The sequence below is a fragment of the Sinomonas sp. ASV322 genome, assembly GCF_030908245.1.
In the GTDB taxonomy this organism is placed as follows: domain Bacteria; phylum Actinomycetota; class Actinomycetes; order Actinomycetales; family Micrococcaceae; genus Sinomonas.
Map to the genome: position 1 here is coordinate 243,554 of NZ_JAVFJJ010000001.1, position 21,217 is coordinate 264,770.

General features: G+C 70.0%; 24 protein-coding genes, 6 tRNA genes and 1 riboswitch. Of the genes, 21 read left to right on the top strand and 9 right to left on the bottom strand.

All coding sequences use genetic code 11. From position 1 onward, the window contains the following. Positions 1 to 10: 10 nt before the first annotated feature. Both RBS12_RS01080 and RBS12_RS01085 read right to left on the bottom strand, forming a co-directional pair. Positions 11 to 478, bottom strand: coding sequence for a SufE family protein (locus tag RBS12_RS01080; protein WP_307964202.1), 468 nt, complete (start codon positions 476 to 478; stop codon positions 11 to 13). An 86-nt stretch (positions 479 to 564) separates the two neighbouring features. Next, a complete protein-coding gene (locus RBS12_RS01085) occupies positions 565 to 1,479 on the bottom strand; it encodes a sulfurtransferase (RefSeq protein WP_307964203.1) in 915 nt (304 codons plus the stop codon). A 237-nt stretch (positions 1,480 to 1,716) separates the two neighbouring features. Here RBS12_RS01085 and zapE point away from each other — a divergent pair, with 237 nt between their 5' ends. Then, a complete protein-coding gene (zapE, locus tag RBS12_RS01090; RefSeq protein ID WP_307964204.1) occupies positions 1,717 to 2,760 on the top strand; it encodes a cell division protein ZapE in 1,044 nt (347 codons plus the stop codon). 545 nt (positions 2,761 to 3,305) lie between these two features. Here the strand turns inward: zapE and RBS12_RS01095 are convergent. From RBS12_RS01095 to RBS12_RS01115, 5 genes are all read right to left on the bottom strand, one after another. Then, positions 3,306 to 3,377: transfer RNA gene (locus RBS12_RS01095), tRNA-Val, on the bottom strand. A gap of 59 nt (positions 3,378 to 3,436) precedes the next feature. Further along, positions 3,437 to 3,509, bottom strand: a tRNA-Gly gene (locus RBS12_RS01100). A gap of 22 nt (positions 3,510 to 3,531) precedes the next feature. After that, a tRNA-Val gene (locus tag RBS12_RS01105) sits at positions 3,532 to 3,603 on the bottom strand. A 37-nt stretch (positions 3,604 to 3,640) separates the two neighbouring features. Beyond that, positions 3,641 to 3,711: transfer RNA gene (locus tag RBS12_RS01110), tRNA-Cys, on the bottom strand. A 40-nt stretch (positions 3,712 to 3,751) separates the two neighbouring features. Further along, a tRNA-Gly gene (locus RBS12_RS01115) sits at positions 3,752 to 3,824 on the bottom strand. Positions 3,825 to 4,115: 291 nt separating this feature from the next. Between RBS12_RS01115 and RBS12_RS01120 the strand changes: the two genes are divergently transcribed. The 15 genes from RBS12_RS01120 to hisF all read left to right on the top strand — a co-directional run bounded on the left by RBS12_RS01120 (position 4,116) and on the right by hisF (position 15,796). After that, positions 4,116 to 4,187, top strand: a tRNA-Val gene (locus tag RBS12_RS01120). 116 nt (positions 4,188 to 4,303) lie between these two features. Beyond that, on the top strand, positions 4,304 to 5,173 hold the full coding sequence (locus RBS12_RS01125; RefSeq protein ID WP_307964205.1) for a cytochrome: 870 nt from the start codon (positions 4,304 to 4,306) through the stop codon (positions 5,171 to 5,173). 67 nt (positions 5,174 to 5,240) lie between these two features. After that, a complete protein-coding gene (def, locus tag RBS12_RS01130) occupies positions 5,241 to 5,843 on the top strand; it encodes a peptide deformylase (protein WP_307964206.1) in 603 nt (200 codons plus the stop codon). Continuing rightward, positions 5,840 to 6,763: a methionyl-tRNA formyltransferase gene (locus RBS12_RS01135; RefSeq protein WP_307964207.1), complete on the top strand. Its 924-nt coding sequence runs from the start codon at positions 5,840 to 5,842 to the stop codon at positions 6,761 to 6,763. The genes def and RBS12_RS01135 overlap by 4 nt, the downstream gene beginning before the upstream one ends. Next, positions 6,718 to 8,268, top strand: coding sequence for an RsmB/NOP family class I SAM-dependent RNA methyltransferase (locus RBS12_RS01140; protein ID WP_373886462.1), 1,551 nt, complete (start codon positions 6,718 to 6,720; stop codon positions 8,266 to 8,268). The genes RBS12_RS01135 and RBS12_RS01140 overlap by 46 nt, the downstream gene beginning before the upstream one ends. Then, the gene (gene rpe / locus RBS12_RS01145; RefSeq protein WP_307964209.1) at positions 8,269 to 8,952 is read left to right on the top strand and encodes a ribulose-phosphate 3-epimerase; all 684 of its coding nucleotides are present in this window, start codon (positions 8,269 to 8,271) and stop codon (positions 8,950 to 8,952) included. 137 nt (positions 8,953 to 9,089) lie between these two features. Further along, positions 9,090 to 9,231: riboswitch (FMN riboswitch) on the top strand. A gap of 77 nt (positions 9,232 to 9,308) precedes the next feature. Beyond that, positions 9,309 to 10,097 carry a nicotinamide mononucleotide transporter family protein gene (locus RBS12_RS01150; RefSeq protein ID WP_307964210.1) on the top strand — a complete coding sequence of 263 codons (789 nt, stop codon included), beginning with the start codon at positions 9,309 to 9,311 and terminating at the stop codon, positions 10,095 to 10,097. Beyond that, the gene (ribD, locus tag RBS12_RS01155) at positions 10,094 to 11,209 is read left to right on the top strand and encodes a bifunctional diaminohydroxyphosphoribosylaminopyrimidine deaminase/5-amino-6-(5-phosphoribosylamino)uracil reductase RibD (RefSeq protein ID WP_373886448.1); all 1,116 of its coding nucleotides are present in this window, start codon (positions 10,094 to 10,096) and stop codon (positions 11,207 to 11,209) included. The genes RBS12_RS01150 and ribD overlap by 4 nt, the downstream gene beginning before the upstream one ends. Further along, a complete protein-coding gene (locus RBS12_RS01160; protein WP_307964211.1) occupies positions 11,209 to 11,865 on the top strand; it encodes a riboflavin synthase in 657 nt (218 codons plus the stop codon). The genes ribD and RBS12_RS01160 overlap by 1 nt, the downstream gene beginning before the upstream one ends. Further along, a complete protein-coding gene (gene ribB, locus RBS12_RS01165; protein WP_307964212.1) occupies positions 11,862 to 12,509 on the top strand; it encodes a 3,4-dihydroxy-2-butanone-4-phosphate synthase in 648 nt (215 codons plus the stop codon). The genes RBS12_RS01160 and ribB overlap by 4 nt, the downstream gene beginning before the upstream one ends. A gap of 1 nt (position 12,510) precedes the next feature. After that, positions 12,511 to 13,200, top strand: a complete 690-nt coding sequence (gene ribA / locus RBS12_RS01170) for a GTP cyclohydrolase II (protein ID WP_307964213.1) — start codon at positions 12,511 to 12,513, stop codon at positions 13,198 to 13,200. Positions 13,201 to 13,233: 33 nt separating this feature from the next. After that, on the top strand, positions 13,234 to 13,707 hold the full coding sequence (gene ribH, locus RBS12_RS01175) for a 6,7-dimethyl-8-ribityllumazine synthase (protein WP_307964214.1): 474 nt from the start codon (positions 13,234 to 13,236) through the stop codon (positions 13,705 to 13,707). Positions 13,708 to 13,805: 98 nt separating this feature from the next. Then, positions 13,806 to 14,069, top strand: coding sequence for a phosphoribosyl-ATP diphosphatase (locus RBS12_RS01180; RefSeq protein ID WP_307964215.1), 264 nt, complete (start codon positions 13,806 to 13,808; stop codon positions 14,067 to 14,069). Between the two features lie 82 nt (positions 14,070 to 14,151). After that, positions 14,152 to 14,997 carry an ATP phosphoribosyltransferase gene (gene hisG, locus RBS12_RS01185; protein WP_307964216.1) on the top strand — a complete coding sequence of 282 codons (846 nt, stop codon included), beginning with the start codon at positions 14,152 to 14,154 and terminating at the stop codon, positions 14,995 to 14,997. 25 nt (positions 14,998 to 15,022) lie between these two features. Continuing rightward, positions 15,023 to 15,796 carry an imidazole glycerol phosphate synthase subunit HisF gene (hisF, locus tag RBS12_RS01190; RefSeq protein ID WP_307964217.1) on the top strand — a complete coding sequence of 258 codons (774 nt, stop codon included), beginning with the start codon at positions 15,023 to 15,025 and terminating at the stop codon, positions 15,794 to 15,796. A 31-nt stretch (positions 15,797 to 15,827) separates the two neighbouring features. Here the strand turns inward: hisF and RBS12_RS01195 are convergent, their stop codons facing one another. Both RBS12_RS01195 and RBS12_RS01200 read right to left on the bottom strand, forming a co-directional pair. Further along, positions 15,828 to 16,286, bottom strand: a complete 459-nt coding sequence (locus RBS12_RS01195) for a hypothetical protein (RefSeq protein ID WP_307964218.1) — start codon at positions 16,284 to 16,286, stop codon at positions 15,828 to 15,830. A gap of 54 nt (positions 16,287 to 16,340) precedes the next feature. Beyond that, positions 16,341 to 16,985, bottom strand: coding sequence for a TIGR03085 family metal-binding protein (locus RBS12_RS01200; protein WP_307964219.1), 645 nt, complete (start codon positions 16,983 to 16,985; stop codon positions 16,341 to 16,343). Between the two features lie 78 nt (positions 16,986 to 17,063). On the opposite strand from RBS12_RS01200, the gene hisI reads away from it, so the two are divergent. From hisI to trpC, 5 genes are all read left to right on the top strand, one after another. Continuing rightward, positions 17,064 to 17,501, top strand: a complete 438-nt coding sequence (gene hisI / locus RBS12_RS01205; protein WP_373886449.1) for a phosphoribosyl-AMP cyclohydrolase — start codon at positions 17,064 to 17,066, stop codon at positions 17,499 to 17,501. Positions 17,502 to 17,623: 122 nt separating this feature from the next. Beyond that, complete coding sequence (locus tag RBS12_RS01210) at positions 17,624 to 19,189, top strand: anthranilate synthase component I (protein WP_307964220.1); 1,566 nt, start codon at positions 17,624 to 17,626, stop codon at positions 19,187 to 19,189. Beyond that, on the top strand, positions 19,182 to 19,865 hold the full coding sequence (locus RBS12_RS01215; protein ID WP_307964221.1) for a Trp biosynthesis-associated membrane protein: 684 nt from the start codon (positions 19,182 to 19,184) through the stop codon (positions 19,863 to 19,865). Before RBS12_RS01210 ends, RBS12_RS01215 begins: the two co-directional genes overlap by 8 nt. Before the next feature lie 122 nt (positions 19,866 to 19,987). After that, positions 19,988 to 20,251: an HGxxPAAW family protein gene (locus tag RBS12_RS01220; protein WP_307964222.1), complete on the top strand. Its 264-nt coding sequence runs from the start codon at positions 19,988 to 19,990 to the stop codon at positions 20,249 to 20,251. Continuing rightward, positions 20,251 to 21,081 (top strand): indole-3-glycerol phosphate synthase TrpC, encoded by an 831-nt coding sequence (gene trpC, locus RBS12_RS01225; RefSeq protein ID WP_307964223.1) that lies wholly within the window; start codon positions 20,251 to 20,253, stop codon positions 21,079 to 21,081. The genes RBS12_RS01220 and trpC overlap by 1 nt, the downstream gene beginning before the upstream one ends. Positions 21,082 to 21,217: the final 136 nt, after the last annotated feature.

Below are 21,217 nucleotides of genomic sequence, written 5' to 3' on the forward strand. Positions count from 1 at the left end.
GCGGAGAGCCTCAGGCGGTCTGGCCGAGGTGGCACTCGCCGGCCACCTTGCGCTTGATGCGCACGAGCATCGCGGTCATGCCGCGCAGCCGCAGCGGCGAGACGGCCCGGTCGAGACCGAGCTCGTGGGCGATGTCGTCAGGCACGGCGAGGATCTCGTTCGCGGGGAGGCCGTCCAGCCCCTCGGCGAGGATGCTCGCGAAGCCGCGCGTGGTCGGGGCCTCGCGCGGAGCGGTGAGGAAGAGGCGCACGGTCGGGGACGCGCCGTCCTGAGCGGGTTCCGTCTCGATCGTGATGAAGACCGGCGACTGGCACTCGACGACCTGCTCAAGCCGTTCGGGGTGGTTCTCGTACCGCTCGGGCAGCTCGGGGAGCGACTGCGCGAACTCCAGCAGGAGCTGAAGCCGGTCGCGCTCCTCGAGCCCCTGGAACTCGTCGATGATTTCCGCGAGCGCAGCGGGTGTGGTGTGAGTCGTCATGTCCCTTCCAGACTATGCCCTGCGATGCACGGCGCGGCGGCCTCGCTGTGAGACCGCCGCACCGTACTGCCGCTAGTTGCCGCGCCTTAGCTGAGCGGCCACGTGCCTCGTTCTTCACCCTTAACAATCGGAACGCGCACCGCATTTCCCCACTCGGTCCACGAACCGTCGTAGTTGCGCACGTTCTCGAAGCCGAGGAGGTACTTGAGTGCGAACCACGTGTGGCTCGAACGCTCGCCGATGCGGCAGTACGCCACAACCTCGTCGCCTGCCGTGAGGCCGGCCTCGCCGAGGTACAGGTCCTCGAGCTGCTCGCGCGACTTGTAGGTGCCGTCCTCGGCCGCCGCGCGGGCCCACGGGATGGACGCAGCCGTCGGGATGTGGCCACCGCGGAGGGCGCCCTCCTCGGGGTACGCGGGCATGTGGGTGCGCTTGCCCGTGTACTCCTCAGGCGAGCGGACGTCGATGAGCGGCTTGCCGAGGTGCGCGAGGACATCGTCCTTGAACGCGCGGATGGGCGCGTCGTCGCGCACGACGACGGGGTAGTCGCCCTCGACCGGGGTCGGGACCTCGGTCGTGAGCTCGCGGCCCTCGGCGATCCACTTGTCGCGACCGCCGTCGAGGAGTCGGACGTCCTCGTGGCCGAAGAGCGTGAACACCCACAGCGCGTACGCGGCCCACCAGTTCGACTTGTCGCCGTAGATGATCACGGTCGTGTCGCGGGAGATGCCCTTGGAGGAGAGGAGCTTCGCGAACGCGGGGCCGTCGACGTAGTCGCGAGCCACCTCGTCGTTCAGATCGGTGTGCCAGTCGATCTTGACGGCGCCCGGGATGTGGCCCGTCTCGTAGAGCAGGACGTCCTCGTCGGACTCGACGACGGCGAACGTCCCGCCTTCGAGCGCGCCGTCGGCGAGCTGGGCGGCGAGCCACTCGGTGGAGACGAGTCGCTCCGGGTGGGCGTAGGCAGCGAACTTCTCGTTGCTGTCGAAGGGGTAGCTCATGGCGGTTGCCTTTCGCTCGGCTGGGCCGGGCAGCCGCCGCAGAGGGACGGCATGCCTGGAAAAATCCCTTCCAGCGTAGTCACGGTGCGCGCGTGCCGTGAGAGCCGTCGTCGTCGGCTGTCATGCTGCGAAACATGACGTGCGGGTCCGCGATATCCTTGCCTCTGCCCCTCAATCCATGTAATCGCCCCTTGGGACCCGTTTGCGGCCCCCCGGGCCCAATGACGGACGGAATCCTTGGCGACTGTCGCACACCTGACCACTCGCACGCCCAAAGTGTCGGTGGAAGATCTCCTGGCCGGCCTGCACCCCTCGCCCCGCTTCGGCGAGGTCTCGTTCGACAGCTACCGGCCGGATCCTGCCCAGCCGTCGCAGGCCGCGGCCGTCAGGTCTCTTCGCGAATTCGGCACATCGATGGACGGCACGGGCGGCGGCGGGGGACTGTTCTCCCGGTTCTTCGGGGGCAGCAAGGCCAAGGGCCGGGCGGGCATCTACCTCGACGGCGGCTTCGGCGTGGGCAAGACGCACCTGCTTGCATCGCTGTGGCACTCGGCTCCGGGCCCCAAGGCCTTCGGGACCTTCGTCGAATACACAAATCTGGTCGGCGCCCTGTCATTCCGCAAGACCGTCGAGGCACTCAGCTCGTATCGGCTCGTGTGCATCGACGAGTTCGAGCTCGATGACCCCGGCGACACCGTCCTTATGTCGCGCCTCATGCGCGAACTCGCGGACGCTGGCGTCAAATTGGCCGCGACCTCCAACACGCTCCCCGGCGCGCTCGGCGAGGGCCGCTTCGCCGCCGTCGACTTCCAGCGCGAAATCCAGGTGCTCGCGGATCAGTTCGACGTCGTGCGGATCGACGGCGAGGACTTCCGCCACCGCGGACTGCCCGCTGCGCCGCCGCCGCTCAAGACCGACGAGCTCGACGCGCGGATGAATGCGGAGTTCGACGGCGGCGTGGTCGCCGTCGACGACTTCGGCGCCCTCATGAAGCACCTCGCCGGGGTGCATCCGAGCCGCTACCGGCAGCTCATCGATGGGATCGACGGCATCGTCTGGAAGGACGTCCACACCATCGAGGAGCAGGCGGTCGCCTTGCGCTTCGTGGTCCTCGCCGACCGGCTCTACGACAAGGATGTGCCGGTCCTCGCCTCGGGCGTGCCGTTCGACCAGCTCTTCACGGCGGAGATGATGGGGGGCGGCTATCTCAAGAAGTACTTCCGGGCCGTCTCCCGCCTCACCGCCCTCGCCCGCGAAGGCCAAGCCCACGAGCCTGCATAGGCCCGTTGTCCGAGTCCCGCTGGGTCTGACCGCGGACGCAGAAATGCCGGTCCCGCCTCTCAGCGGTACCGGCATCCCTGTGACGTATCTTGGTCGGTCCGGCTTCTGCCGGCTGAGTCCCTAGGACTGGCCCCCGATAGGTCGGGCGAGTTCCTCGAAGACTTCGAGACCCCTCGTGCAGCTTTCGGTCCTGGCCGCGATCGCGTCGACTGAATTCACGGCCACCTCCTTTCCCCTCAGGGAGCCACAGTGCTCCACCACAAGAGATGGTAGCCACGTGTCGAGCCCAATCCAACCCCCTCTCTGGAGTTTGGGGGCATGTCTCAAGGAATAGGGCTGGGGGCGGCCCGCACGCGGCTACCGGGGGAAGAGAGATGGGGCGGGCGCAGGTATGACGCGACATCCGCAGAGTTCCAAGGTGAACAATGGGTTAACGACCGGGTGGCGGCTTGAGGCGGCTTTTCGCCGAGCCGGGTCTTTTGGCGAGCCGGCCCTCACAGGAACTGGGGCGTACACAAAAGGCGCCCCGAAGGGCGCCTCGCGAGTGGGCGATACTGGGATCGAACCAGTGACCTCTTCCGTGTCAGGGAAGCGCGCTACCGCTGCGCCAATCGCCCATGTTCAGTTGTGCCCCCAGTGGGGTCTCTTCATTGGGAAGTCCCTTTAACAAGAAGAGAGCGGACGACGAGATTCGAACTCGCGACATCCACCTTGGCAAGGTGGTGCTCTACCAACTGAGCTACGTCCGCAGGGGAGGGGTGAGCCTCTCCGTGGGCGATACTGGGATCGAACCAGTGACCTCTTCCGTGTCAGGGAAGCGCGCTACCGCTGCGCCAATCGCCCGGAGCCCCGGATCAACCGGGATTCAGGATGTGCACCGAGGTGGGGACGGGATTCGAACCCGCGTATACGGCTTTGCAGGCCGCTGCCTCGCCTCTCGGCCACCCCACCGTGTTGGCACCCACGAGGGTGCTTCCGACAGTGTCCTGCGAGCGGACGACGAGATTCGAACTCGCGACATCCACCTTGGCAAGGTGGTGCTCTACCAACTGAGCTACGTCCGCAGGGTGTCTGCTCGGCTTCTTCCGTTCTGGCGATTCCGTTCTCGGGTCGCCGTTCGGGCTTCTTGGCCGCGCTTCAACGAGTAAAGACTCTATAGGACCGATGGGCAATGCACAAATCGCGCCGCGGGGAAGCGGCGGTCGTGGGGCGGCAAACCACAAGCGTGCAATTCTGAGCGCAGATCCCGGGGATGATTTGGAACCGCGCCGCGGGTGGGCTAGAGTCGTAGAGCGCTCGACGAAGGGTGCATCAGATCAGCGCAGAACAGTGCAGAGGAAATCTGCCGGATCGCTGGGCGATTGGCGCAGTGGTAGCGCGCTTCGTTCACACCGAAGAGGTCACTGGTTCGAACCCAGTATCGCCCACATCGAAACCCCCGGATGCCGTCCGGGGGTTTTCCTTGTTCCCGGCGGGATGCGCCCAGACCGTGCTCGTCACGGGCCGGGCTTGGCTTGTCGGACCCGTGTGAAAGGGTGACGTCATGACAGTCCCCGGCCTCGCCGCAGAATCCCCCGACGGCTTCGGAAGGATGTACCGCCGGTCGCTCTCCGATGAGCCGACCGTCCCGTCCATCACCACCGTGATCGCCCAGCAGCCGCTGGATCTCGACGGGTGGCGCAGCTACATGGCGGCCCGGCACATCGCCGACCATCCTGAGCTGCGTGAGGCTCTCGACAGCCCCGCGAGGATCCGCCAGCTCGTCCGCACCGCGGTCGATGCGTCCCACGAGTACGCGCGCTCGGCCGCCCAGCGCGGCGACCGCGTCCACGGTTTCGCGGAACAGCTCGCCCTCCAGGCCCTCGGGCGCGCCAATCGGCTCGACGAAGCGAGGGAGGAGCTGAGCCGCAACGGCGAGGAAGGGTTCGGGGCGAGCGTCGAGAGCTGGTGGGAGAGCTTCGGGGTCGAACCGATAGCGCCCGAGCAGACCGTGTGGAACACATCGGTCGGCTATGCGGGGACGCTCGACCTCGTCGCGCGGATCAACGGCCGGGTCTGCCTCGTCGACTACAAGACGAAGGGGACCACGCGTGATGGGCGTGTCAAACCTCCGGACGACAAGGTCGCAATGCAGCTTGTGGCCGGTATGAAGGCCGAGGAGTCCCTGGTCGACGCATCGGCGGGGGAGTGGGAGGCCTGGCAATACGGTGAGGACCCGCTGCTGATTGCCGTCGCGATCGGCGAGACCGAGTACGCAGCCGTGCGGGTCAACCCGGACGTGAGGAAGTTCCATTGGGCTACGTTCTGCCGCCTCCGTCGCGTCTGGGCGGCGCGGGTCGAGGCGGCCGCGGCTGGCCGCACCCTGCTTCCGCTTCCTCCGCCGCCGGGGACCCCGAGCCAGCCCGCTGACTAGACTTAGCCCTGCCCACCCGCCCTCAATCGCCCCAGCCCTCACCACGCATCGAAAGGCTCCCTCAGCCATGGCCATCCTGCCCATCCGGATCATCGGCGACCCCGTGCTGCGCACGCCAGCGGACCCCGTGACCGAATTCGGGCCCGAGCTCGAACGCCTTGTCGAGGACATGCTCGAGACGATGGACGACGTCGACGGCGCGGGACTCGCCGCACCCCAGGTCGGCGTCAGCAAGAGGGTCTTCACATACCAGATCGACGGCACGCGCGGGCACATCGTCAACCCCGTCCTGTCCCTGTCGGAGGACTATCAGGACGACGTCGTCGAAGGGTGCCTCAGCATCCCCGGCGTCGCATTCCCCGTGCATCGCAGGCAGAAGGCGACGGCGACGGGCTTCGACGCGCACGGAAACCCCCTCGAGATCGACGCGGACGGGATGCTCGCCCGCGCCTTCCAACACGAGACCGACCACCTCGATGGCATCCTCTTCGTCGACCGCCTCGAAGGCGATGACCGCAAGGCGGCGCAGCGCGCAATCCGCGCGATCGACTACGGCTCGGTGGCCGGCCAGACCGTCACGAAGCGCGCGGGCCACGTGGGCTCGGCCTTCGGCAAGGGAGCCTCCTTCGCCGGAGGCGGGTCGTTCGGCGAGGCGGGGGCATCCGCATGAGGGTCCTTTTTGCGGGAACCCCTGCGGTCGCGGTTCCCTCGCTCGACCGGATCGCCAATGAGCCCGGGCTCGATCTCGTCGGCGTGCTGACCCGCCCCGACGCGCCGATCGGACGCAAGCGGGTCCTCACGCCGTCGCCCGTCGCCTCGCGCGCCGAGCAACTCGGCCTGCCCATCGTCAAGGCGAGCCGGATCACGCCCGAGGTGACTGAACAGCTTGCGGCCCTCGCCCCGGACATCGCGGCCATCGTCGCGTTCGGGGGGCTCGTTCCGCCGGCCGCGCTCGCGGTTCCTGCCCACGGGTGGATCAACCTCCATTTCTCCCTGCTTCCCGCGTGGCGAGGCGCCGCTCCCGTCCAGCACGCCGTGATCCACGGAGACGACGTCATGGGCGCCTCGACCTTCCTGCTCGAGGAGGGGCTCGATACGGGCCCCGTGTACGGGACGATGGCGATGACGCCGTCGGCCGACGCGACGGCTGGGGAGCTGCTTGCAGAACTCGCCGAGAGCGGAGCCGGGCTCCTCGTCCGCACGATGGAAGGGATCGACGCCGGCTCCCTGATCGCACATCCCCAAGTGGGTGAGCCGAGCTACGCTCCCAAGCTGACTCTCGACGACGGCCGGATCGACTGGTCGCAGCCAGCTCTCGCGATTCAGCGCAGGGCGCGCGGCGTGACGCCCGAGCCGGGGGCGTGGACGCTCCTCGACGGGCAGCGGTTCAAGCTGGAGCCGCCCACACTCCGACCCGACGTCACCGGCCTTGAGTCTGGGCGCGTCATGTGGAACGGAAGCTCGCTGCTCGTCGGCACGGCGACTCACGCGCTCGAACTGGTCCGTGTCCAGCCCGCCGGCAAGAAGATCATGGGAGCCGCGGACTGGGCCCGGGGCGCCGGGACGCGAGAGGGGATGAGGTTCGAGTGAGGGACGAACGGCGCAACGAACGCGGGCGCGAGCGGAATCGCGGCGGCGCCGGCCCTCGCCGCTTCAGCCAGCAGGCGCCGAGCGAGCGCTCGAGGAACGCGGACCCCGCGCGTCTCGTCGCCTTCGAAGTCCTGCGTGCCGTCTCCCGGGATGACGCGTACGCGAACCTCGTCCTTCCCGCGCGCATCCGGCACCACCGCCTAGACCGCAGGGACGCCGGGTTCGCGACCGAACTCGCCTACGGCGCGCTGCGGGGGCAGGGGACGTACGACGCCGTCCTGTCCCGTTGCGTCGACCGCCCCCTCGATCGGCTCGACCCGGCCGTTCTCGACGTCCTCCGCCTCGGCGCACACCAGCTCCTCTCGATGCGTGTCCCGCCTCACGCCGCGCTCGACCAGACGGTCGCCCTCACGAGGGCCGTGGTCGGGGCCGGGCCGGGCTCGCTCGTCAACGCCGTCCTGCGCCGTGTCAGCGAGCGGGGGCTCGACTCGTGGCTGGACGAGCTCGCCGCGGAAGCCCCCGACGAGATCGAGGCCGCGGCCATACGGCATTCGCACCCCGCGTGGATCGTCCGAGCGCTCCGCCAGTCGCTCGTCGCGCACGGTCGGCCCGTCGACGAGATCGACGAGCTTCTCGAAGCGGACAACGCCGCCCCGGTCGTGAACCTGGTTGCGCTTCCCGGCCTCGGAAGCCTCGACGAAGCTCTCGAGGCCGGAGCGACGCCCGGAGAGCTCGTCGAAGGCTCGGCCCTTTCCTCGGGCGGCGACCTCGGCCGCTGGGCCGCCGTGCGGGGAGGGACCCTTCGCGTTCAGGATGTCGGCTCGCAGCTCGTGGCGCGGGCCGTTGCCGCGGCATCGACCGCCGCCGGCACAGGCGACGGCGCTCGGTGGCTCGACCTCTGCGCCGGCCCGGGCGGCAAGGCCGCGCTCCTCGGCGCCCTGGCGGCGGAACGGGGCGCGACGCTTCTCGCGAACGAGCCCGCGGAGCATCGGGCCGAGCTCGTGCGCCAGGCCTTGCGCCCGGTGCCCCATGAGGCCTGGTCTGTGCGCACCGGCGACGGCCGGACGCTCGGCAGCGAACAGCGCGGCGAGTTCAGCCTCGTCATCGCCGACGTCCCGTGCAGCGGGCTGGGCGCGCTTCGCCGACGCCCGGAGTCGCGGTGGCGGCGCACGCCGCGCGACCTCGCCGAGCTCGCGCCCCTCCAGCGCGAGCTGCTCGATTCGGCCATTGAGGCGGCGGCGCCGGGCGGCGTCATCGGCTACGTGACGTGCTCGCCGCATCCCGCGGAGACTATCGCCATCGTCGAGGATGCGCTCCGCCGCCACCGCGACATCGAACCCCTCGACGCGGGGGCCGCCCTCGACGCCGTGGCGCTCGAGCCTCTCGGCGCTGGGCACCCCCTGAGCGGCGGGCGAGGCGCGACGGCCCAGCTGTGGCCGCACCGCCACGGGACCGACGCCATGTTTCTCGCGCTGTTTCGCAAGCTATCCCATGAGGAGTCCTGAGTGAGCCGCTGCTGCATCCACCCGAGCATCCTGTCCGCCGACTTCGTCAACCTCGAGGCCGAGCTTGCCCGCATCGGTTCCGCCGACGCGGTCCACGTTGACGTCATGGACAACCATTTCGTCCCGAATCTCACGCTCGGCCTTCCCGTGGTCGAGCGGATCCAGGCCGTGAGTCCCATCCCGCTCGACGCGCACCTCATGATCGCCGACGCGGACCGGTGGGCGCCGCTCTATGCGGATCTGGGCCTTGCGTCCGTGACGTTCCACGCCGAGGCGGCCATGGCGCCGATCAAGCTCGCGCGCGAGCTGCGCGCGCGTGGGTCGAAGGCAGGCATGGCATTGCGTCCCGCGACCGCCGTCGAGCCCTACCTCGACTTGCTGGGTGAGATCGACATGCTGCTCATCATGACGGTCGAGCCAGGTTTCGGCGGGCAGGCATTCCTCGATGTGACCCTCCCCAAGATCCGTCGCGCCCGCGCGGCAGTGGACGGAAGCGGAGCGAAGGTCGCCATCCAGGTCGACGGCGGGATCTCCGCGTCGACGATCGAGCGTGCCGCCGAAGCGGGAGCCGACGTCTTCGTCGCGGGCTCCGCCGTCTACGGGGCCGAAGACCCGGCTGCAGCGATCGCGGCGCTTCGCGCGTCAGCCGAGGCGGCGCTTCGCGCGGGAGGCCCTGTCCGCTGAGCCTCGGCGCCCGGGCAGCCAGGCCGGGGAGCGGCGGCGATTTGTGACGCCACGTCACGGCGCCGACACGGGATGTGCCACAATGTCAGTGGCCGTTTGATTGATGCGTCAGCAGCGATCGGCGGCCGTCAGCAAACTAACGTGCTCCGGGGTCGGTGAAAGTCCGAACCGGCGGTGATAGTCCGCGACCCGGCGGCCCTCTCGTTGCGAGAAGGCCAAAGGTTGAACCGGTGGAACTCCGGTACCGACAGTCAAAGTCTGGATGGGAGAAGCACGTACAGTCTGCGGTGCGCCGTATCGGCGTCCCGCTTCTGTCGCAACCCCGGAGCCGCTGCGGTCCGGAAAGGAAGGTTGCGATGGACTTCATGCAGTGGCTCTTGACAGCGCAGATCCCCGTGGCGGGGTCTGCCCTTCTTCTTCGCGAGGTGCTCGGCAACGCCTTCGGCCTCGCGAGCGCCCTCGGCGGGATGGCCCGCCGGGTGTGGGCGTGGCCCGTGGGAATCGCGGGAAATCTCCTCCTTTTGACGGTCTTTGCGGGAACGGCCTTTGCCGGTGCGGCGTTCGGCGTGGCACCCGCGGGCGGCGTCGGCTCGGCCACACTCTGGGGCCAAGTGGGCCGGCAGGTCATGTTCCTCGCCGTATCCGCCTACGGGTGGGCCCAATGGCACCGCTCCCGATCGGCTGCCCGGCGTGCGGATGGCACGGGGCGCAGCCATACGGGGCATGACAGCGCGGCGGGCGATGGCGCGGTTGCGCCACGCTGGGCGGGCGGGCGAGCCCGGTTTGGCCTCGTCCTCGCGATGGTCGCGGGCACCGCGGCCCTGACCCCGGTCTTCTCCTCACTCGGTTCGTATCCGCCGGTGTGGGCGGACGCGTGGACGTTCATGGGATCGCTTCTCGCGACCTACGGCATGGCGCGCGGCTGGACCGAATTCTGGCTCATCTGGGTCGCCGTCGACGTCGTCGGCGTCCCGCTTCTCTTCAGCGCCGGGTATTACGCGAGCGCGACGATGTACGCCTTCTACGGAGCGTTCACCCTCGCGGGCTTCTTCGTGTGGTGGCGAGCCCAACGCCGCGAGGCCCGGCGGGCGGCCGCCGTCGCGTCGGCACCGCTTTCCGCCGAGAACACGGCGGTGATCGCATGAGCACGGTCGGCGTGCCGGGGACCTCGTCCCTGCGCGCTGTGGACGCGGACGCAGCCCACATGCAGACTGCGCTCGAGCTCGCGGCGCAGGGCGTGCGCGGCGCGAACCCCCTCGTCGGGGCCGTCGCGGTCTCGCCCGACGGAGCGGTCCTCGTGACCGGATTCCACCGCGGCGCCGGCACTGCGCACGCCGAGGCGGACGCCATCGCAGCGGCGCAGCGCGACGGCGTCGACCTCTCGGGCGCGACGATGTACGTGACCCTCGAGCCGTGCAACCACACCGGCCGCACGGGGCCCTGCGCCCAGGCGCTCATCAGGGCGGGCGTCGCGCGCGTCGTGTACGCGATCGACGATCCGCACGACGCGGCGTCGGGCGGAGCGCGGACCCTGCGCGCCGCGGGCGTGAACGTCGACTCGGGCGTTCTCGCGGACGACGCCGAAAAGCTCAACGAGCGCTGGCTCACCGCCGTCCGCACGCGCCGCCCGTTCGTGACGGTGCACATCGCGCAGACGCTCGACGCGAGGATTGCCGCGAAGGACGGCACCAGCCAGTGGATCACATGCCCCGAGTCGCTCGCAGACAACCATGCGATCCGCTCGCGCATCGACGCGATCCTCGTGGGCTCCCAGACGGTCGCCGTCGACAACCCACGGCTCACGGCGCGTGGCACGGATGGGAGCCTCCTGCCACATCAGCCGCTCCGTGTCGTCATGGGCCTGCGAGACGTCCCCGCGGACGCCGCAGTCCGGGGGACCGACGGTCGGTTCCAGCACGTCAGGACCCAAGACCCGGCCGCGGCGCTCGCCGAGCTGTTCGAACTCGGCGCCCGGCACGTCATGGTGGAGGGCGGCTCGCGCGTCATCGCGGCGTTCCTTGCGGCCGGGCTCGTCGACGAGCTCATCGTCTACGAAGCGCCGACCGTCCTCGGAGCCGGCAAGAGCTCGGTCGCCGACCTGGGCATCCGGACGCTCGCCGAGGCGCAGCACTGGGCGTGGGACGAAACCGGCGGAGGGGCGGTTCGACGACTCGGCAACGATCTCCGCCTCCATCTGCGGCCCGGCCCCGAGTCCACCCAGCACACCACCCTTGCCTCAGCAGAAGGAAGCAACTGATGTTCACCGGAATCATCGCAGAGCGCGGGACCATCGAGGCCGTCGAATCAACGGGCGAGAGCGCCGTCATCACCCTGACCGCCCCGAGCCTCGCCGAAGACCTGCCCCTCGGCGGCTCGATCGCCGTCGACGGATGCTGCCTCACCGCGATCCGCAACGACGGGCACACCTTCTCCGTCGACGTCATGGGGGAGTCGCTCGTGCGCACGACAATCGGCTCGCTCCTTCCCGGCGACCGCGTGAACCTCGAGCGCTGCGTTCCCGCGGGCGGGCGGCTCGACGGGCACGTCGTGCAGGGCCACGTCGACGGCGTGGGCGCCCTCCTCGAGCGGGAGCCGCTCGAGAACTGGCACCGTCTGCGCTTCTCGATCCCGTCCGCGCTCGCCCCCTATGTCGCCGAAAAGGGCTCCATCGCGGTCGACGGCGTATCCCTCACCGTGACGGCGGTGAGCCCCGCGGGGGAGGCTGAACAGTGGTTCGAGGTCGGCCTCATTCCCGCGACCCTCACCGAGACCGGGCTCGGCGGCAAGCCGATCGGGGGCGGAGTGAACCTTGAAGTCGATGTGCTCGCGAAGTACACGGCCCGGCTGCTCTCTTTCGATTCGGTCGCCCAGGGCGGCGTGCCGGATGCGACGCAAGAGGGGGCGACGGCATGAGCGCCCACGCCCAGGCGATCCGACTCGAGCCCATCCAGGCAGCTGTCGATGCGCTCCGCCACGGCCGCGCCGTCGTCGTCGTCGACGATGAGGACCGTGAGAACGAAGGCGACATCATCTTCGCCGCGCAGTTCTCGACCCCAGCCCTCATGGGGTGGACCATCCGCCACTCCTCCGGCGTCGTGTGTGTGCCCCTCGACGGTGCCTCCGCCGACCGGCTGGCGCTTCCACCCATGGTCGTGCTCAACGAGGACTCGAAGAGGACCGCGTACACCGTTTCGTGCGATCTCCGGCACGGGATCTCCACGGGCATCAGCGCGACGGACCGTTCAAAGACCGTCGCCGCCATCGCGGACGCATCCTCGACGGCCGCGGATTTCACCCGCCCGGGGCATATATTCCCGCTGCGGGCGGTTGACGGTGGTGTGCTGGCCCGGCGTGGCCACACCGAGGCGGCCGTTGACCTGTGCCGTCTGGCAGGCTTGGCTCCGGTAGGAGTGATCGCAGAATTGGTCCACGACGACGGGGAGATGATGAGGCTGCCCGCCCTGCGCGGATTCGCCGACGAGTTCGGATGCCCCCTCGTCTCGATCGCGGACCTCGTGGAATTCGTGGCGTCCCGGGCGGACGCCGGGAAGGAATGAGATGAGCAGCGCTTATAGGGCGAGTGCCAACGGTGCGAGGCGCCCTCACCCGGTGGCCGGCGGCCCGATCGTCAAGCTTCCGACGGCCTTCGGCGATTTCGTCGCGCAGGCCTGGATCGACGAGGAGACCGGGGCCGAGCACCTCGCGGTGAGCTCGCCCGAGCCGCCGGCCGACGGCGTCGCGCCCCTCGTGCGACTTCACTCGGAGTGCCTCACGGGCGATGTCTTCGGCTCGTATCGCTGCGATTGCGGCGAGCAGCTCGCCTATGCCCTCGCCGTCATCCGCGAAGAGGGCGGAACGCTCCTCTACCTGCGCGGGCAGGAGGGCCGCGGCATAGGCCTCGCGAACAAGATCAAGGCCTACGCGCTCCAAGAGGCCGGTTTCGATACCGTCGAGGCCAACGAGCAGCTCGGCCTCCCCGTCGACGCACGCTGCTATGAGGCCGCCGCGCAGATCCTCGCGGAGATGGGGCTCACGCGCATCCGGCTCCTGAGCAACAACCCGGACAAGCAGAACCGGCTCGCGCAGGCTGGTGTGCACGTCGTCGAGATGGTTCCGACCGAGGTGCCCTCGCGCGCCGAGAACCTGCGCTACCTCCAGACGAAGAAGGAGCGCATGGACCATCGCCTCACCCTCGACGTCGAGGCCGTCCTCCCGCGGCTTCCTCGCATCAACCCAGACAACGACTGACCAGCCCGACAGACGGCAGAAGGAATCACCCACGTGAGCGGACACGGCGCCCCCACCCTTTCACTCGACGACCCCCAGCTCGCCGAGCTGCGCCTCGCGATCGTCGCGGCGAGCTGGCATACGCAGATCATGGACGGCCTTCTCGACGGCGCGCTGCGGGCCGCACGCGAGGCGGGCATCGAGTCGCCGACGGTCGTGCGCGTGCCGGGGAGCTTCGAGCTTCCTGTAGTCGCGGGGCGGCTCGCGGACACGCACGATGCGGTCGTCGCGCTCGGTGTCGTGATCCGCGGCGGCACCCCGCATTTCGAGTACGTGTGCGAGGCGGCCACGTCGGGGCTCACCGACGTGAGCATCCGAACGGGCGTGCCTGTGGGCTTCGGCGTGCTCACGTGCGACACGGAGCAGCAGGGCATCGACCGGGCCGGGCTGCCGGGTTCGTCCGAGGACAAGGGGCACGAGGCGACGACGGCGGCGCTGCTCACCGCGGCGACCCTGCGATCCCTCTGATCCGGGCCGCCGTCGCCCGTGGCGGCTTCGTCACACGTGCCGCGTCATGGGGCCGTCCACGGTGCGGACGGCCTCGCACGCTCCAGTAGGCTTGACCCGTGAAGGATTTCGAGTCGCTGTTCGCCGAGCTCAGCGAGAAGGCGACGAGTCGCCCTGAGGGCTCCCGCACCGTCGCCGAGCTGGACTCGGGGGTCCACGGCATCGGGAAGAAGATCGTCGAAGAGGCCGCAGAAGTGTGGATGGCGGCCGAGTATGAGTCGGACGGGGCAGCCGCTGAGGAGATCTCCCAGCTCCTGTACCACGTTCAGGTCCTCATGATCGCGAAGGGCCTCACGCTCAAGGACGTGTACACGCATCTCTAGCCGCGGCGCGCGCCCGCACCCCTTTTCTGGGCGCCCCGTGGCGAGAAGCCAGGCACGATCCCTTCCGAAAAGAAAGACCACCATGCTCCGTGTAGCAGTCCCCAACAAGGGCTCCCTGTCCGAAGCCGCTTCCTCAATGCTCGCCGAAGCCGGCTACCGCCAGCGCCGTGAAGGGCGCGAACTCGTCATGCTCGATCCCGAGAACGACGTCGAGTTCTTCTTCCTCCGTCCCCGCGACATCGCGGTCTACGTCGGCCAGGGCACGCTCGACGTCGGCATCACGGGCCGCGACCTGCTCATCGACGCCGAAGTCGAGGCGGAGGAGCTCCTCCCGCTCGGCTTCGCAGCCTCGACGTTCCGCTTCGCGGGTCCCGCGGGCGAGTTCACGTCTGTGTCCGAGCTCGAAGGCCGCAGGGTCGCGACGAGCTACGACGGCCTTCTCCGCACGTATCTCAAGGATCAGGGCGTCACGCCGGCTCGCATCGTTCGCCTCGACGGCGCCGTCGAGTCCTCGGTCCGCCTCGGCGTCGCCGACGCGATCGCGGACGTCGTCGAGACCGGCAACACGCTCAAGGCGGCCGGCATGGCCGTCTTCGGCGAGCCGATCCTGCAGTCCGAGGCGGTCCTCATCGGCCGCCGCGGCCACGCCCTCACGGCAATCGAGGTCCTCATCCGCCGTCTCACGGGCGTCCTCGTGGCCCGCAGGTACGTCCTCATGGACTACGACGTGCGGAAGGACCTCGTCGAGCAGGCCTCGGCTCTCACACCGGGCCTCGAGTCGCCGACAGTTTCGCCGCTCCGTGACTCGGAGTGGGTTGCCGTCCGCTCGATGGTTCCCAAGAAGGACACGAACCGGGTCATGGACGAGCTGTACGAGCTGGGCGCGCGCGCGATCCTCGTGAGCAGCATCCACGCGTGCCGGATCTAGCTCAGGCCTAGGAAGGGAGCGAGCCATGGGCGTTGCCGTCCGTGTCATTCCGTGCCTCGACGTCGACGCGGGCCGCGTCGTCAAGGGTGTCAACTTCCAGGGACTTCGGGACGCAGGCGATCCCGTCGAGCTCGCCCACCGGTACGACCGAGCGGGCGCCGACGAGCTCACGTTCCTCGACGTCACCGCATCGTCGTCGGAGCGCGAGACGACGTTCGACGTCGTGCGCCGCACCGCGGAGGAAGTCTTCATTCCGCTCACGGTCGGCGGCGGCGTGCGCGGCGTGGCCGACGTCGACCGCCTCCTGCGCGAGGGCGCGGACAAGGCGTCGATCAATACGGCCGCGATCGCCCGTCCCGAGGTCATCGACGAGATCACGCGCCACTTCGGCTCGCAGGTGCTCGTGCTCTCGGTCGACGCGCGCCGCGTCCAGGGGGAGACGCACACCTCGTCCGGCTTCGAGGTCACCACGCACGGCGGTCGCCGCGGAACGGGCATCGACGCGGTCGCGTGGGCCAAGGAGGCTGCCGACCGTGGCGTGGGGGAGATCCTGCTCAACTCGATCGACGCCGACGGCACGAAGGAGGGCTTCGACCTCGGGCTCATCCGGCTCATCCGCGCGGCAGTGCGGGTACCGCTCATCGCGTCAGGCGGCGCCGGGGCGCCCGAGCACTTCCCTCCGGCCATCGAGGCCGGCGCGGACGCGGTGCTCGCAGCGTCGATGTTCCATTTCGGTCCGGACGACATGATCGCCAAGGTCAAGGCGGCGATCCGCGCGGCCGGCCACGAGGTCCGCTGACCCTTTCGCGCGGTCGAAAGGCCTCAGGCCCTCACACGCGCCGCAGCCGCCCTGCCTCGCTCCAGCCGGGGCCGAGGTAGGGCGGCTGTTCTGTCCCTTCAGCGACGGTGTAGAGGGTCTCGGCGCCCTCGGCGAACGCCTCCTGGGCGAGCGCCGCGAGCAGGCCCGGCGCGAGCTGCTCGGGCAGCTGCCCTTGCTGGAATTCGAAGCGGCCGACGGCGGCGATTCCGTCGCCGTACGCGATGCGGGCCTTCGCCGCGGGGCGGCCGAAGAGGGTGAGCTCGACGACGTCGTACTCCCCAAGGGGCGCCTCGATGACATCGGCGCCTTCCGGGAGGACCGGGGACGGGTCGACGTCGGAGGTCCGGATGGCGAACACGACGGCCTCGCCGGACGCCACGGGCGAGACGGCTAGGCGACCTTGCTCGCCGCCACCGAGCGCTTCCCAGAGCGGCGCGAGGGAGGTCCAGATTTCATCGAACACGGTCATGAGCGCGTTCCTTTCCGGCTCGCGGATCGTCCGCGGACGCGGGCGGCGCGATTGTCAGGGGCCGACGTCAGCGGTCGTGAGGAGGGCGACGGCGTCCGGCTGGCCCTCGAAGGTCACGAGGGCGTGCGAGCCCCGTCCCGTCGCGTGGAGCAGCAGCTCCCCGGGCTCGCCGACGATCGCGACCGACACCGGCGCGCGCTTGGCGACGTGCCGCGGGCCGTGCGGGCTCACAAGGACGATGCCGAGGTCCACGCCCCGGTACAGGATCGCTGCGTGCCGCACGAGGTGGTCCCACAGGGCGTCCGCGTAGGCCGTGTCAAGCGCTCTGGGCGCCCACTTCGCGGTGGCGCGGCGCACGTCCTCGGTGTGGACGAAGAACTCGGTGAGATTGGCCGCCTCGTCGAAGCGCCCGATGCGCAGCGGCGATGCCTTGGGCGGGCCGGCCCGGAAGGCCTCGACGAGCGAGCAATAGCCTTCGGTCGTCGCGTGCTTGCCGGCGAGGCGCACGGTGGCAGCGTCGGACACGCCACGGAGCCCGCGCACGGCGAGCCCGAACCCGACCCGGGGGCTGCGTTCGCGCAGATAGAGGTGCGCGGCGAGCTCCTTCGTCGTCCAGCCCTCGCACAAAGTGGGCGCGTTCGGGCCGGCCGCGAGCAGGGTCTCGGCCAGGACTTCCCGGGATGGCGGAACGAAGAGCATCACTAGCGAAACTAGCACGCGAGCGGGGGCCCGCGCGCGGGGACGGGCGCGCACGTCGCGCGCACTAGACTTGAGGGGATGTCTGAGCAGATGAACCCCACCGCACGCGCCGCCGGAATGGCTGTCGGCGAGGCTCCCGTCCGTGCCCAGGACGACGGCGCCCCGACGCTTCCGGCCGAAGTCGCCGAACGCCTCAAGCGGGACGCGGCCGGTCTCGTGGCCGCCGTCGTCCAGCAGCACGACACGCGCGAAGTGCTCATGGTGGGGTGGATGGATGACGAGGCGCTCCGCCGCACGCTGACGACCGGGCGCGTCACGTTCTGGTCCCGCTCTCGGCAAGAGTACTGGCGCAAGGGCGACACGTCCGGGCACGTTCAGTGGGTCAAGTCCGTCTCGCTCGACTGCGACGGCGACGCCCTCCTCGTCGAAGTCGACCAGATCGGCGCGGCCTGCCACACCGGCACGAGGACCTGCTTCGACGGCCGGGGGATTCCCGCCGTCGTCGGCTCGGCCTGAGCCCGCCGCCAACCTCGCCGCACAGGTCGAGCCGGCGGCAGCCTAGCCGACACGCCGCCCCAGCCGACCCACCGCCCTATCCACCCGCCCACCCGCCCCTACGGAAGGCCCGCACGCAAGCTATGCTCGACCTCGGAGTCATCGAACCCTCTCTCGGGGAGTTCCGCACGCTCGCCGCAGACCGTCGGGTCGTCCCCGTGCGCGTCAAGCTCCTCGCGGACGCCGAAACGCCCATCAGCCTCTACCGCAAGCTCGCGGACGGGCACCCGGGCACATTCCTCTTCGAGTCGGCGGCCGTGGGCGGCGCGTGGTCGCGCTATTCGTTCATCGGCGCCGAGTCACGCGCAACCCTCACGAGCAAGAACGGCGAGGCGCACTGGACTGGCGAGCCGCCGGTCGGCGTCCCGACCGGCGGCAACCCGCTCGAGGCCTTGCGGGACACGATTGCGGCCCTGCGCACCGAGCGCTTCGCGGGCCTCCCCCCGCTCACGTCCGGCATGGTCGGCTTCGTCGGCTGGGAGGCCGTGCGTCGCTGGGAGAAGCTTGTCTCCCCGCCCGAGGACGACCTCGAGCTCCCCGAGCTCGCGATGAACCTCGTCACGGATCTCGCGGTGCACGACAACGTCGACGGCACCGTGACGCTCGTCGCGAACGCGATCAACTTCGACAACAGCGACGAGCGTGTCGATGAGGCCTGGCATGACGCTGTCACGCGCCTCACGCGCATGGTCGAGCGCGTCCTGCAGCCCGCCCCCGCGGCCGTCTCAGTCCTGGGCCCGGTCGTCGATTACCGGGACAAGGTCCAGGAGAACTGGGAAGAGTCCGGGTACCTCGCCGCGATCGCGCGCGGCAAGGAGGCGATCGTGGACGGCGAGGTCTTCCAGGTCGTCATCTCGCGCCGCTTCGAGCTCGACTTCGACGCCGCGCCCCTCGACGTGTACCGCGTCCTGCGTGCCCTCAACCCGAGCCCCTACATGTACCTCCTGAGCCTCGCCGATGCCGACGGCCGCGAGTACTCGATCGTCGGCTCGTCGCCCGAGGCGCTTGTGACCGTCACGGGGGACCAGGTCGTGACCCACCCGATCGCCGGCTCGCGCCCCCGCGGTGCCACGGTCGAGGCGGACCGCGCGCTCGCCGAAGAACTCCTCGCGGACGACAAGGAACGGGCCGAGCACCTCATGCTCGTCGACCTCGCGCGCAACGACCTCTCGAAGGTCTGCCGCCCGGGCACGGTCGAGGTGAGCGAGTTCATGGCCGTCGAACGGTTCAGCCACATCATGCACCTCGTCTCGACGGTCGACGGCCACTTGCGCCCCGATGCGACCGCCTACGACGTGCTCGCGGCGACGTTCCCGGCCGGCACGCTCTCGGGCGCGCCCAAGCCGCGTGCGCTCCGGCTGCTCGACGAAGTCGAGCCGCGCCGGCGGGGCGTGTACGGAGGGGTCGTGGGCTACTTCGACTTCGCGGGGGACATGGACATGGCCATCGCGATCCGCACGGCGCTCCTGCGGGAGGGCCGCGCGTACGTCCAGTCGGGCGGCGGCATCGTTGCCGACTCCGACCCGGCCACGGAGGCCCTTGAATCCGTGAACAAGGCCGCCGCGCCGCTGCGCGCCGTCCACACCGCCTCTGCCCTCCGCTCCGCGAGCACGCTCCCCGGCGTGGGGGTTGGGAGGGCGCGTGGCTGAGCCGGGCCGGAAGCCCGACGGGACGACGGCGGGACATGAGCCTCGCCGCGTCGCGGCGTGGGCGCGCAAGTCCACGGTCGTGGCGCTCAGTGTCCTCGTGGCCATCGTGGCGTTCGCGACGACGACGCAGACCTGGATCGATGCCGACGTACAGGGCGCTGCCGTTCGGACCGCCCACGTGGCCGTCCAGGGCAGCAAGGCGGCCACGGCCGTCACCGCCCTCGCGCTCGTCGGCCTCGCCGGCGTGCTCGCGGCCGCCGTCGCGGGGCGGATCGGGCGCGCGGTGGCGAGCGTCGTCGTCGTCCTTGCCGGGCTCGGCGTCGCGGCAGCCTGCCTTGCCGTCATCGCGGATCCCCGTGGCGCCGCCGACAGCTCGATCGCCACGGCGACCGGGGCTTCGGGCGCGCCGGCGACGACGGCGCTGACCTGGTTCCCGGCCGCGGCAGCTGTCGCTGGCCTGCTCCTCGCCCTGTGCGGCCTGCTCGCCCTGCTCGCCTCGCGCCGGTGGCCCACCCGGACGAAGTATGACGCCGGTCGGCGCAGAGATCCGAACGCACAGACGGCTGGATCGGCCGACGGCGAGCGGGCGGGCGATCAGACGAATGCGCCGGCGGGGCGCGTCGACGACATCGACGGCTGGGACCGCCTGACCCGCGGCGAGGATCCGACGGCCTGAGGCGCGCGCCATACGTTCCGCGCACACCCCGAAAGCCGCGACGCGGAACGCCTCGGAAGCCGCCACGGCCCTCCGAAGATGGCAGAATGGCCACTAGACCCCCGAATGAGGAGAAGGAAGACATGAGCAACGCGAGCGGTTCCCAGAGCAGCACCAAGGCAGTCGTCCACGGCGAGGACCTCGGCCACGGGAACAGCCCTGCCGCGTGGACCTGCGTCTTCATCATGCTGATCGGCTCGCTCGTGTCGAGCGTCGCGTTCATCATCGCGAACTCCCCGATCTTCTGGGCCGGCGTCGTGATCGTCGGCATCGGCCTCGTGGTCGGCTGGGCGATGCGTCGCGCGGGCTTTGGCGTGGGCGGCAGCAAGCTCAAGAACACCCACTGATGTCGACGGTCCTCGACGACATCATCGTCGGCGTCCGCGAGGACCTCGCCGACCGCATGCGGGACCTTCCGCTCGCCGCAGTGCGTTACGCCGCAGCCGAACGCCCCGCGGCGCTCGACGCCTTCACCGCGTTGGGCGGCGCCGACGATCCCCGCAGCGAGCTCAAGGTCATCGCGGAGGTCAAGCGCCGGAGCCCCTCGAAGGGTCAGCTCGCCGATATCGCGGATCCCGCGCAGCTAGCGCGCGAGTATGCCGACGGCGGCGCCTCGGTGATCAGTGTCCTCACCGAGCGGCGGCGCTTCAACGGGAGCCTCGCCGACTTCGATGCCGTGCGGTCCGCCGTTGGGATTCCGCTCCTGCGCAAGGACTTCATGGTCGATGAGTACCAGTTCCACGAGGCACGTGCCCACGGCGCGGATCTCGTCCTGCTCATTGTCGCGGCCCTCGACGACTTCCAGCTCAAGGACTTCCTCGACCTCACCCACGATCTCGGCATGAACGCGCTTGTCGAGACCCACACCGAGGACGAGGTCGACCGCGGCCTCGCCGCGGGGGCGCGGATCCTCGGGGTCAACGTACGCAACCTCAAGACGCTCGACGTCGACCGCGCCGTGTTCGGCCGGCTCGCCGACCGCATTCCGGCGGGGCCCATCGTCGTCGCCGAATCGGGTGTGCGGGATGCCGACGACGTGGCGGAGTACGCGGGCCTCGGGGCGAACGCCGTGCTCGTCGGCGAGGCGCTCGTGACGCACGGGTCCCCCCGCGAGCGGATCGCAGACTTCCAGCGGCGTGGCGCCGCGGCCATCGCCGAACGGCACCACGCGCACTGAGCCGGGCGGCCCGCGCCGCGGCTCGGGCAGTCGGCAGACAACAACCAAGGACGGAGACATTCGTGGCCGAGAACGCGCCAGAAGGATCCGCGGCGGCCTCGGGCCCGAACGCGGACACGAACGATTCCCGGGGGCC